Source organism: Vibrio sp. SCSIO 43097 (assembly GCF_023650755.1).
Taxonomy (GTDB): Bacteria; Pseudomonadota; Gammaproteobacteria; order Enterobacterales; family Vibrionaceae; genus Vibrio; species Vibrio alginolyticus.
Genome location: NZ_CP071840.1, coordinates 1,797,308 through 1,809,469, shown reverse-complemented (window position 1 = coordinate 1,809,469; position 12,162 = coordinate 1,797,308). Strand labels below are relative to the sequence as shown.

10 protein-coding genes are annotated in these 12,162 nt (G+C 43.8%); 6 read left to right on the top strand and 4 right to left on the bottom strand.

Going from position 1 to position 12,162, the window contains the following annotated elements; genetic code table 11:
* Positions 1-19: 19 nt before the first annotated feature.
* Positions 20-550: a 3'-5' exonuclease gene (locus J4N40_RS09125; protein WP_161445747.1), complete on the top strand. Its 531-nt coding sequence runs from the start codon at positions 20-22 to the stop codon at positions 548-550.
* 245 nt (positions 551-795) lie between these two features.
* Here J4N40_RS09125 and J4N40_RS09120 read toward each other — a convergent pair whose 3' ends face one another.
* From J4N40_RS09120 to J4N40_RS09110, 3 genes are all read right to left on the bottom strand, one after another.
* A complete protein-coding gene (locus J4N40_RS09120; RefSeq protein ID WP_017820644.1) occupies positions 796-1,236 on the bottom strand; it encodes a tellurite resistance TerB family protein in 441 nt (146 codons plus the stop codon).
* Between the two features lie 189 nt (positions 1,237-1,425).
* Positions 1,426-3,366 (bottom strand): alkaline phosphatase D family protein, encoded by a 1,941-nt coding sequence (locus J4N40_RS09115; RefSeq protein WP_250654195.1) that lies wholly within the window; start codon positions 3,364-3,366, stop codon positions 1,426-1,428.
* A gap of 9 nt (positions 3,367-3,375) precedes the next feature.
* On the bottom strand, positions 3,376-3,726 hold the full coding sequence (locus tag J4N40_RS09110) for a VC1380 family protein (RefSeq protein WP_005377676.1): 351 nt from the start codon (positions 3,724-3,726) through the stop codon (positions 3,376-3,378).
* A gap of 235 nt (positions 3,727-3,961) precedes the next feature.
* Between J4N40_RS09110 and J4N40_RS09105 the strand changes: the two genes are divergently transcribed.
* Together J4N40_RS09105 and J4N40_RS09100 are read left to right on the top strand one after the other, a co-directional pair.
* Positions 3,962-5,266 carry a MipA/OmpV family protein gene (locus tag J4N40_RS09105; protein ID WP_250654194.1) on the top strand — a complete coding sequence of 435 codons (1,305 nt, stop codon included), beginning with the start codon at positions 3,962-3,964 and terminating at the stop codon, positions 5,264-5,266.
* A 62-nt stretch (positions 5,267-5,328) separates the two neighbouring features.
* Positions 5,329-5,718, top strand: a complete 390-nt coding sequence (locus J4N40_RS09100) for a hypothetical protein (protein WP_228009997.1) — start codon at positions 5,329-5,331, stop codon at positions 5,716-5,718.
* A gap of 94 nt (positions 5,719-5,812) precedes the next feature.
* Here the strand turns inward: J4N40_RS09100 and J4N40_RS09095 are convergent, their stop codons facing one another.
* Entirely contained in the window at positions 5,813-6,397 is a 585-nt protein-coding gene (locus J4N40_RS09095) for an FMN-dependent NADH-azoreductase (RefSeq protein ID WP_025766683.1), read from the bottom strand.
* Between the two features lie 185 nt (positions 6,398-6,582).
* Here J4N40_RS09095 and hrpA point away from each other — a divergent pair, with 185 nt between their 5' ends.
* The 3 genes from hrpA (at position 6,583) to J4N40_RS09080 (ending at position 11,946) form a co-directional block, all read left to right on the top strand.
* The gene (gene hrpA / locus J4N40_RS09090; RefSeq protein ID WP_170960422.1) at positions 6,583-10,569 is read left to right on the top strand and encodes an ATP-dependent RNA helicase HrpA; all 3,987 of its coding nucleotides are present in this window, start codon (positions 6,583-6,585) and stop codon (positions 10,567-10,569) included.
* A gap of 182 nt (positions 10,570-10,751) precedes the next feature.
* Entirely contained in the window at positions 10,752-11,231 is a 480-nt protein-coding gene (locus J4N40_RS09085; RefSeq protein ID WP_021033871.1) for an outer membrane beta-barrel protein, read from the top strand.
* Between the two features lie 199 nt (positions 11,232-11,430).
* Positions 11,431-11,946, top strand: a complete 516-nt coding sequence (locus J4N40_RS09080) for an outer membrane beta-barrel protein (protein WP_005377661.1) — start codon at positions 11,431-11,433, stop codon at positions 11,944-11,946.
* Positions 11,947-12,162: the final 216 nt, after the last annotated feature.

Sequence of the window (12,162 nt, the reverse complement as noted above, 5' to 3'; positions counted from 1 at the left end):
TTAGGAACCAAGGCAAACTATGAACCATAACCGTATTGTATGCTTCGATTTAGAAATGTGTTGCTGGAACGAAAATGGCGTCGGCAGCACGGGTGAAATTATCGAAGTGGGGTTAGCTGAAATAGATTTGTCTAAAGGTGAGATAGTCAAGCGTGCTCAATACTACGTGAAACCAGAACACGATGAAGTGTCTCTGTTTTGCGCTGAGTTAACGGGCATCACACCACGTAAGATTGAAAAACAAGGACGCCCACTAGAAGAAGTGCTTAAATCCATGGTTAAGAACTTCGGTGGTCGCAACAAAATCTTTGCATCTTGGGGGCGAGATGACCTCATTCTTCTAGAAGAGTGTAAGCACAAAGGTATTGAAGCACCGTTCACAGAGTTCATCAACTTAGCGACACTCTACCGTATTCAAAATCGTCTTAAAGATAAACGTATAGGCCATCGAGCCGCTCAAGAAGCAAAAGGAATAGACTGGGAAGGGCGTCAACACTCTGGCTATGTAGATGCATACAACTTAGCTAAGCTTGCTTTGACCATGTTTTAGTTATTCGAACCTAGCTAGCTAGCTTGTAATTAAATAATCATCCAACCATTGTTGTTTTGTCATGCAGTCTGTTTAGTGTGGAAAGAGCTAAACACATACCTTGACCAGTATTTTAATAACAATGTCGTTGGCTTATTGAAAAACGCGCAGAGTGCGCGTTTTTTTATGGCTACAGAAGCGATATCTGTTGTCATTCTAGGGGTAGCTTAGAGTTAGCCAGCGACTTATATACTCATCTCGTCACTTTACTGAGACTGTAACTTCGCTCGAATGAACTCGCTGTGATCAACATAGAGTAGCTCTGCTGTTTTACGGATCACCGCGTCTTCTAGCGGGTCAATTTCGCCGTCTGCGTAAGCGACTTCCCACATGCTTTTGATTAAGTTGTAACGAGTTTCTTGAGTCAGTTCTCTTAGTTGAGAGGTAAAGTCGTACAGCGAAGCGGAATCTTTTATTTTCTGTTGCGCTTGCTCTAACAAAGTATTTGATTCTTCTTCATTTAACGAAAGCAGTTTCATCAATAAAGAGCGCTTTGTTTCTTGTTCTCTATCATCGACACTATGGTCTGCACCAGAAACTTCACAAAGCAAACACGCGATAGCCATGTTAGGGGAAAGTGTGTTGGTTTGGCTTAAATCAGAGCCATCAATGAGTTGTTTAAATAATGATGTGAGAGAATTAAACATAATGAACACCGAGCTATTGTTTATTTGGTTAACATGGTAATAAATACGGAAGATCTCAAGGTGCGATACCAAATTTAGCACGTCGTTGACATTTAAGCACGGCCACTTTCTCCCCAAAAAACCTAAACTCCTGAGTTAGTTCAAGGTGACTTGCCTCTTACAAAGGGCAAGTCATTTTGGGATTGATACTCAGCTTTCAGCACGTGTCGGTGGAAAATGAACTTCGTCACCATCACTCGTCAGAATACTAATTTGACTTGGTTTGCCTTCATCATCAAGACGTAGCTCACCAATGGCACTATGGTTAACCAAGCGATAAAAGTTGTGCGTACTTGGTGCGCGTTTGTAAATCTTGAGTCGTTTACGTTTTGTGAACCAGTTTAAAGGTGAGCGAGGGCTGTATAGCAGTCTATCTAGGCCATCACAAATATTGAGCAGTTGTGTAGGGAACTGATTTTTAATTCCACTACAGGTGATTTGATAGATATTCGGACTGTTTTTTCGATAGCGGAGCTTAATATCGTATGCAAAAGAGTAGTGTACGTCGCCAGAGAGAATAACAAAGTTAGTTGGTGTCTTTGTGTGTGTGAAAATACTAATAAGAGTATTCGCACTTCCGGGGTGAGCCATCCAGTTTTCAGCATCAACCATCAATGGTTTACCAAGCATGGTCACCACACGTTGTAGTGCTTCGATAAATTTCACACCAAACATTGGCGCGGCAGAAACAATAACAACTTTGTCTTGGTGCACGAGTTCTTGGTGGAACTCAATCATCGCTTCCCAGTCCATTAAGCCAGAAGGTTTGTTCATTTTAGACTCAGAACGCCAGCGTCTGGTTCGTGTATCTAGCACGACAACTTTTGGTGTCGTAGGAATGGTGTAGTGCCAATTCTCAAAGCGATATAAATATTGAATAAATGCATCTTGGGTTTGCGAGGTTCGCTCATCGATAAAGCGTTGAGCGAGGCTCATAAATTCATCATTGAATTTTTCTGGCGCATTTCCCCAACCTTGGCAAAGCCAGTAAGCAATCAAGCTATTACCGATAATGCGTTTTGCAAACGTGTTGCTGTATGCGGCTTGTTCCCAGCCTATGGTGAGATTCCAATCGTCGGTGACATCGTGATCATCAAAGATCATATAGGTTGGAATGTGAGCGAGTAAGCGTTGAACCTTGTCCAGACCTGCGACGAATTTATCAATTTGTTTTTTTTCTTCGCGCCATTGCTGCTGCCATTTCGGTTCAAGAACTTCTCCGCCGACAGTAAATTCGTTTTCTAATAAACGATCCGTTCGAACAAGCTTCCACAAGGTCGGAGACCAAACCAATAAGTACATTGCAAAGCACTCAGCAAAGCTTATTAGGTGATTCTCACACTCTTTGGCGCTGAATATTGGTGTCCCTCGGTGTGGAAAAAACTTACTTAGTAAACTGTCATCACTCACATAATGAGGCAACAATTTATCTCGACCATAATAGCAAGCAGGGTGTTGGTAGAGGTCATTGGTATTTTTTATCGGAGCTTGATCGAATTCTTCGCCTGGCAAACCCAATAAAGCTATGACTTGCTCAATGGCATCGAGAGTGGGGCCTGCAACATGGTCTGCATAGATTTGATCACCACTCATGATGAGCATATCTGGTCTTTCTTCAATGGATTGAGACGCGATTTTATGATCCGCAGCGACCAATGTATCATCACTGAAGTGATGGGGATTACGGCAAGAGCCATGTAAGAGATAATCCGCTTTTTCACTAACGAGGAACTCAATACCCAAGTTTGGCGTATTATCTCGCTCATAAGTTAGGTGAGGGAGCAGTTCCGTCACTAAGCCATATTGCGTTTTTATTTGATAGCGTAACGCTTGATGGGTTGGAAACTCGCCTTCTAATTTAAGTAAGCAACACCACGCATTGAGGCCGACTTGAAGCTGTTCTTTTTGTTCACTTAAAGGGGCTTGATAAAGGATGGAGGCATTTTCATCCGTAATTTGCACCATACCCTCCAAGCGTTGGGTGGTGACTAGCCAAATATTGATTTCAGTTGCGGTCACTTTACGTAGGATCGGACCTGCAACGACAAGAGGAAGTGAAGAAATTTCAGTCGTGTTCATCAATGCTGGCAAAACGGCTCCTTATGTGTCAGCTTCTTCTTCTAATATTTCGATAACTTGCGAGCTACTAAGTTCATGTCCCATAAGGAACAAACCAAGCATCGCATCGGCTTTTGACGCGTTATCACTGTCTTCATCCAAAATTTGCTGAAGCCGAGTTCTAATTAGGTCGATTTCGTGTTCGACGAAGCCACGCCCTTCTTCGTCACCTTGACCATCTTCTGGTGCATTATCAAAGTGCAAAAACAACATGTCACCATCGAGTTGAGTCCCTATCAACCTCTCTGGCAGCCATGCTTCTCCCATCACAATGTCTGGGTCTGTGTCTGCGGGTAAATGATTCAAGGTAGAGATGAGTTCTGATGCTTTCACTTTTTACTTCATTATGTTTGATTTAGAACTAAGCTAGAGTTTACGCGCTTGTTGTGATGGTAAAATATTCGCAAACAAGCTCACCTAGTCGTGCAATATTAATATGATCTTGGGACTCAAACTGTCACGAGGATGACAACATTTGCCATTGTAACGGCTATCATCAGCAGAACATAAGCTTTTAATGGCAAATCATTGATGTTTGCCTGCTTCTCAACCAACATTTTTCGAACTCATGAAGAGATTAATTCTAACAACACTCGCTTTACCTTTAGCTGCGGTAGTTTCTTCTGTGCATGGTGCAGAAGAACAAACGTGGGGGATTGCTGCGATGTATCGCACAGCATCGATTCCGTTTTATACCGCCGATAATGACTCTACGGTGAGTACATTTGTACCAATGATGTTCTTTGAAAACGAACATGTGTATATCAATGGCATTGAAGGTGGCGCTTTTTTGTATAATGAGAGTGATTCCGACTGGCGTGCGAGCGCACTCATGCGATTGAGATTTGTCGATATTCCCATGTCGCTACAAAATGCTAATGAAGGGGACAGAGTCGATTTCGGTGGGCAAGTGCGTTATAGCATTAACGACAATTGGCGCGCAGAAGTAGAGTTGATGACGGACGACGAACTCCAGTTTCACTCTAATTACCGCCTTGCTGCCAATTATGTATTTGGGGATTGGGAATTAGAGCCATCGATTACGATTCGATACAAAGACGCTGATTTCAATAGTGAATATTATTCCTTTAAGGATATTACTGGCGAGAGAATTGGAGCTGGACTTGACACCAATCTTGGTATTAAAGCGCGTTACCATGTAACTTCAAATTTGTATTTACTGGGTGAGACGAGTGTTACTCGCTTAGATGATAACGCCTACAACAGTCAGCTTGTAGAAGATCGATATCAGGGAGAAGTGTTTGTCGGTTTTGGCTTTTTCAACGATAAAAGCAAAGTTCCGAAACCGACACTGAGCAATAAAGCATATCTACGTATTGCGCATGGTTGGGCGACGCCTTCGAACATCGGTGAAATATTTAGCTTTGAGAGAGAAAAAGACCCATACGACAATCAACTTACTTCATTGTTTTATGGGCATCCATTAACGGATGAGCTGTTTGGTTTTCCTCTTGATATTTATTTAACGCCAGGGTTGGTTCATCACTGGTCGTCCAGTGTTCAGTCTGCGAGCACAGAATACGTCATGGCGATTAAGGCTTATTATACGGTTAATTGGCCTACGACTTGGCGATTTGGTGTAGCGGAAGGTGTGTCATACATTGATAGCATTACCTATATTGAAGGCACAGAAATGGAAGACAAGGGTTATACACCAAGCAAGTTGCTCAACTACCTAGATTTCTCGTTTGATGTCAATGTAGGCGATCTCTTCAACCAAAAGAGCTGGAACAATATGTGGGTGGGCTATTCATTGCATCACCGCTCGGCGATTTTTGAAAGCGCTTCCCAGTTTGGGCGAATTAAAGGTGGGAGCAACTACAATACTATTTATTTCCAGTTCGAGTTTTAGCGCATCGCGAGATGCATATAGGTCGGATTTGCAACTGACTTATTTATCGCCCATTATGAGTAATGATGAATAATACTATGCTGCTTTCAACGAGAAATTTCGTATATCGTGCCAGAGTTAAGGCTGTTTGTGATGCATCTGATGAATCGGATGGCATAAGCACCATGAGTATCGACTCCTCATTCAATCTTCAAATTGAAGCGATAAATTGTACCAACGCTGAATTTGCCAAACGCTTTTTTGCCATTCACGGAGAAGGGCACTTGGAGGGCGATGAATGGTTGGTGTTGTACGTCAACTCTCTTGACGTTAAGGCGGGAGACAATATAGAAATCCGTAGCGATGTCGCGTTTAATGCGATGATCGAGAATATGATAAGCGAAGCTGAGCGGTCTTTAGAAAAAGTCTACCTCGATGCAATACGCAACTTGGAGAAAGTGAATCGTTTTTGACGATGTTAGAGACCCTATAAATACGATCAAGGCATCAGGATCCAAAAAGGGATTGGCGCGAACCAATCCCTTTTGTATTCTGGTTTATTCTAACTTACGCCATTGTTGCAAGTTGGCTTTGCGCTTCTGAAATGCCTTTTGCAGCCGCATCTTCACCCATGTTTAGCGCTTCTGCGTAAACAAATTCCACATCAGTGATTCCTACAAAACCCAGCACAGTGCGTAGGTATGGCGTAACGTTGTCAGTTGGTGAATCTTTATGAATACCACCACGAGTCGTTATTACAATCGCCTTTTTACCTTCAATCAAACCTTGAACGCCGTTTTCTGTGTATTTGAATGTCACGCCTGCACGAGCAATCAAATCAATCCAGTTTTTAAGCTGAGTCGGGATGGTAAAGTTGTACATTGGAGCGGCAATAACCAAAGTGTCTGCGGCCTTTACTTCTTCAATAAGGGTGTCAGACAAGTCGACCACCGCTTGCTGTTCTTGTGAAAGATCTTCCGTAGCGCGCAGTGCAGTCGCAACGGCGAAGTCCAAAACAGGTAGCGGGTTTGCAGCCAAATCACGAACAGTAAGCTTGTCTTGGTCTACATTTTTGATGAAGTCTTCAACCAATTTGTTTGATTGAGAGTAATCGCCAAGGATGCTTGATTTTAGAGCTAGTACACGAGACATAATGGTTATTCCTTAAATAAGTGCTTTCGACTATGGGAGCCATTATAAGCAACGTAAGTGAGTTCAAAAGCCTAGCGATTCGCTGAACATGTTCGAAAAAATTGAATGAGCTTTCGGTTATCTTGTTACAGATCTTGTGTGATACAATCCGCGCAGTTTTTGTAATGAAAAGAATAGGAAACGCTTTGACTTCGTCACAGCCCCCAAAAAAGAATCTAGCTGAAGAGCAAGCGACACCGTCAAATGGTGCGCAAAAAGCGACAGCGAAACAAGCTCAAACACCTCAGGCTCAAGTGAATAGCGCGGCATCTCTGCGTAAAGCGCTGAATCAGTGCATGATGCGCGACCGTTTCCGCTTGAGTAAACGTATTTCTGGTGCAAGCAAAATTAAGAAGGACGCAGCGCGTAATGCTGTGTTCGACGAAATCGCATTAGACATCGCAAAATCCATGATGGTTGCAGAGCAGCGCAGCAACTACAAACCAACGATTGAATACCCAGAAATCCTGCCTGTAAGCCAAAAACGCGACGATATTGCGAAAGCGATCGAAGAAAACCAAGTGGTTATCGTCGCGGGTGAAACCGGTTCTGGTAAAACCACTCAGCTACCAAAAATCTGTGCTGAGCTTGGTCGCGGTAAATTTGGTCTGATTGGTCATACTCAGCCTCGTCGTCTTGCAGCGCGTTCGGTTGCTAACCGTATTGCCGAAGAGATGGAAACCAAGCTTGGTGAGTTTGTTGGTTACAAGGTTCGATTCAACGATCAGATCTCTGAAAATACCCAAATCAAATTGATGACGGATGGTATCTTGTTGGCTGAAATTCAGCATGACCGTTTCTTGAATCAATACGACACCATCATTATCGATGAAGCGCACGAGCGCAGCCTTAACATCGATTTCATCTTGGGTTACTTGAAAGAGTTGCTGCCACGTCGTCCTGATTTGAAAGTGATCATCACGTCGGCAACCATCGACCCAGAACGCTTCTCAAAACACTTCAACAATGCACCAATCATTGAAGTATCGGGTCGTACTTACCCAGTAGAAACACGTTACCGCCCACTAAGCGGTGATGACGACAATGATCGTGACCAGCTTGAAGGCATCTTCGAAGCGGTAGATGAACTGTGCGATGAAGGTTTAGGTGACATCCTGATTTTCATGAACGGTGAACGTGAAATCCGTGATACCGCAGATGCATTGTCCAAACGTAATCTGAAGAGCACGGAAATTGTGCCGCTTTACGCGCGTTTGTCGGCAGGTGAGCAGAATAAGATTTTCCAACCTCATACTGGTCGCCGAATTGTACTGGCAACCAACGTGGCAGAAACCTCGCTAACTGTTCCGGGCATTAAGTACGTTATCGACCCAGGTACGGCGCGTATCAGTCGATACAGTTACCGTACTAAGGTTCAGCGTCTTCCAATCGAGCCAGTTTCTCAGGCGAGTGCGAACCAGCGTAAAGGTCGTTGTGGTCGTGTGGAAGAGGGTATCTGTATTCGTCTGTACTCAGAGGAAGATTTTGAGTCACGCCCAGAGTTTACTGATCCTGAAATCCTACGTACCAATCTAGCGTCGGTTATCTTGCAAATGACGGCACTTGGTTTGGGTGATATTCAAGCGTTTCCGTTTGTGGAAGCACCGGATAAACGTAACATCCAAGACGGCGTGCGTTTGCTGGAAGAGCTTGGTGCGATTAACTCTGAGGTAAAAGATCCGAAAAAACGCCTGACTTCCATTGGTCGCCAATTAGCGCGTTTGCCAATCGATCCGCGCTTGGCGCGTATGGTATTGGAAGCGCCAAAATATGGTGCGCTTAAAGAAGTGATGATCATCGCAGCTGCCTTGTCGATTCAAGATCCACGCGAACGTCCTTCAGACAAACAACAATCGTCAGACGATAAACATCGTCGCTTCTTCCATGAAGAGTCGGACTTCCTGACATTTGTGAATTTGTGGGAATACATCCAAAAGCAGCAAAAAGCCTTGTCTAGCAATCAGTTCCGCAAACAGTGTAAGCAAGACTATTTGAACTACTTGCGCGTTCGCGAGTGGCAAGATGTGTACTTCCAAATTCATCAGTCGATGCGTGAGATGGAGTTCAAGCTTAACGATGAGCCCGCTTCTTACCATGGCGTACACAGTGCCATTTTGGTTGGTTTGCTGTCGCACATCGGCATGAAAGACCAAGAAAAGAATGAATATCAAGGCGCGCGTAATGCTCGTTTCCATATCTTCCCTGCATCAGGTCTATTCAAGAAACAGCCTAAGTGGATCATGTCTGCTGAGTTGGTGGAAACCTCAAAACTTTGGGGTCGTATCATCGCAAAGATTCAGCCAGAGTGGATTGAGCCGTTAGCTAAACACCTTATTAAACGCAGTTACAGCGAACCACATTGGTCGAAGAAACGCGCTGCGGTGATGGCGCACGAAAAAGTGATGCTTTACGGCGTACCAATCGTACCGAAACGCTTGGTCAACTACGGCAGTATCGATTCGACCGTAAGTCGCGAAATCTTCATTCGTAGTGCATTGGTTGAGGGTGAATGGGAAACCAAACACGCGTTCTTTAAGCAAAACCGTAAGCTTCTGCAAGAAGTGGAAGAGCTTGAGCATAAATCTCGTCGTCGAGACATCTTAGTGGATGATGATGAGCTGTTTGATTTCTATGACCAACGCGTTGGCACCGAAGTGGTGTCTGGTAAGCATTTCGATACGTGGTGGAAAAAGGCATCTAAAGAAAATCCGGAACTGCTGAACTTTGAAAAAGAGATGCTGTTCAAGGGTGATGCTAGCCATGTGACCGATTTGGATTACCCGAACTTCTGGCATCAAAATGGTTTGAAGCTCAAATTGAGTTACCAATTTGAACCAGGCGATGATAGTGACGGTGTCACAGTGCATTTGCCGTTGCCGATTTTAAACCAAGTTGAACCAGCGGGCTTTGATTGGCAGATCCCAGGTTTACGCCATGAGCTTGTGGTTAGCTTGATTAAATCGTTGCCAAAGACAATTCGTAAGAACTTTGTACCTGCGCCGAACTATGCCGATGCATTCTTAGCACGCGTCACGCCAATGGAAGCGCCGCTGTTAGATTCATTGGAGAAAGAGTTGCGACGCATGACGGGCGTAGAAGTGCTGCGTGAAGACTGGAACTTGGAACAAGTACCTGAGCACTTGAAAGTCACGTTTCGTGCGGTTGATCACCGAAATCGTAAACTGAAGGAAAACAAAGACCTTCATGAACTGAAAGAAAGTTTGAAAGACAAAGTTCAAGAAACGCTTTCCAAAGTTGCGGATGACGATATCGAACAGCAAGGTCTGCATACGTGGAGTTTTGGAGAATTGCCGAAAGTGTATCAACAAAAACGTGGCGGCTACGATGTAAAAGCGTATCCGGCGCTTGTTGATACCAAAGACAGCGTTGAAATCAAACTCTACGAAACGGAGTACGAGCAGATAACGGCAATGCGTGCTGGTCAGCGTCGCCTAATTTTATTGAACGTACCGTCGCCAATTAAATATTTGCACGCCAACTTACCGAACAAATCGAAGCTGGGTCTGTACTTTAATCCATACGGCAAAGTGCTTGATCTGATAGATGACTGCATTGCCTGTGGTGTCGATAAGCTTATTGAAGAGCAGGGTGGTTTAGTTTGGGAGCCAGAGAAGTTCGAAGCGTTGAAAGAACACGTTCGTGCTGAATTGGGTGACACCGTTGTAGAGATTGCTCAACAGGTTGAGACTATTCTGACCACGGCGTTTAGCATCAATAAGAAGCTAAAAGGCAAGATCGACTTCACAATGGCGTTTGCTCTGTCCGATATCAAAGCACAAATTGAAGGCTTGATCTTCAAAGGCTTTGCAACGGAATGTGGCTGGAAACGCTTGCCGGATATTCTTCGCTACATGCGCGCGATAGAGCGTCGTATGGAGAAGTTGCCAATCGATCCAAACAAAGATCGTTTACATATGCTGAAGATTGAATCTGTGACTCAAGACTATAAAGAGTTGCTGAACAAGATCCCGAAAGGTGTGGCCATTCCTGAAAATGTAAAAGAAGTGCGTTGGATGATTGAAGAGCTTCGCGTGAGTTATTTTGCTCAACAATTAGGCACTCCTTATCCTGTTTCTGATAAACGAGTCAAAAACGCGATTGATGCTTGCTAATCAACCAGTAAAATAGTGTCAGGTTTGTAATTATCGCTTAAGAAGTTGCTGGTACACTAATTGCTAGTAACTCAATAAGCATTATTTTTTAGTTCTGGGAGGCAATAGTTCGCCTCCCTTTATTTGTAGTACCAACGACTGAGTTATGCAGACGTGGGAATAATAAAGAGTAAAGGTAGATGATGAAAAAAACTCTATTAGCAGTGGCGCTACTTGGCGCATCTTCTGCGGCAATGGCGGATTCTTGGATTTACGGTGGTGCAACAGTAGGTCAGTCTGACTACAAAGGTGAGACAGACACATCATACTCTGTTCACGTTGGTACAGGCATTCTACCTATCATTGGTGTTGAAGCTGGTGTAACACAACACGGTGAATTTAACGTAAATGGTCAAGACACTAAGCTAACTTCTTACTACGCAGCACTTAAGCCAAGCATCGACTTCGGTCCGCTACACGTGTACGCAAAAGGTGGTTTCCATCAGTGGGACAAAAAAGTTAAAGGCGGCAAAGACGATGACGATTTGGACCTAATGTACGGTGTGGGTGCTGAGTACTTCATTTTTGGCCCAATGTCTGTTGGTGCTAGCTACATGAACTACACTGCTGGTAAAGACGATATCAGCACGTTCTCTGTTAACGCAACACTACATTTCCTATAAGCGTCAAGCTTTCTAACACCATATGAAACACACCGGCTTTATGTCGGTGTTTTTTTGTCTGGAAGTCACAAAACAAAAGTTGAACATAAATTATTCACTTTTAGAGTCTTAAAATGCCTATGCTTTCCAATATATAGTGGCGATTAAATGCGCATATTTGCGTAATGTTTCGCTTAGGAATCGATCAGGAAGGGATAGTATGAAAAAAACACTCTCGTTATTCGCTCTAACGTTGTGCTCAACGTCAGCAATGGCTGACTCTTGGATTTACGCTGGTGGCCAAATTGGTCAGTCCGATATCGACAGCGAAAATGATACAACTTATGGTATTCATGTCGGTACTGGTATTTTGCCATTCATTGGCATTGAGGCAGGCTACTTTAACCACGGCAAAGTGGATTTATCTTTGAGTGGCAGCAGGGGTAGCGCTGATTTTGATTCATTCTATTTAGCGGCGAAACCTAGTATCGACTTCGGCCCGTTACACGTTTACGCAAAAGGCGGCATCAATGCATTCAACGTTGATTATGACGGTGGACTGAGAAACTTAGACAAAGATGATGGCGTCTCTTATATGTATGGTGTTGGTGCCGAATACTTCTTGCTTGACAATGTGTCTGTGGGCGCGAGTTATCAAGCGTTTGGCGTGGATATTGAAGGCGATAGCGATACCGTTAGCAGCGTAACAGGGAACATCACCTTCCATTTCTTATAACGCTCGCTGGATGAAAGGTTTGCTGATTTGGTTTCGTCGTTAATTGTGAAACCAAATCAGCGCAGGTCTTCTCTATTTGCGCAGTGACTGGCTATGAACTTAAGTATTTCTTGTGTCTTTTCTAGTCTACAACCTACGACAAAATCAATCGTTAGACCTCATAATTTTTGTGTTGATATTATTTCCCCTTCATCTGTCTCGAATTGAGCTTAAAAT

Coding starts and splice junctions, on each gene's coding strand:
- J4N40_RS09080 (WP_005377661.1), top strand. CDS start 11,431: ATGAAAAAAACACTCTCGTTATTCGCTCTAACGTTGTGCTCAACGTCA.
- J4N40_RS09105 (WP_250654194.1), top strand. CDS start 3,962: ATGAAGAGATTAATTCTAACAACACTCGCTTTACCTTTAGCTGCGGTA.
- J4N40_RS09125 (WP_161445747.1), top strand. CDS start 20: ATGAACCATAACCGTATTGTATGCTTCGATTTAGAAATGTGTTGCTGG.
- J4N40_RS09095 (WP_025766683.1), bottom strand. CDS start 6,397: ATGTCTCGTGTACTAGCTCTAAAATCAAGCATCCTTGGCGATTACTCT.
- J4N40_RS09100 (WP_228009997.1), top strand. CDS start 5,329: ATGATGAATAATACTATGCTGCTTTCAACGAGAAATTTCGTATATCGT.
- J4N40_RS09085 (WP_021033871.1), top strand. CDS start 10,752: ATGAAAAAAACTCTATTAGCAGTGGCGCTACTTGGCGCATCTTCTGCG.
- J4N40_RS09120 (WP_017820644.1), bottom strand. CDS start 1,236: ATGTTTAATTCTCTCACATCATTATTTAAACAACTCATTGATGGCTCT.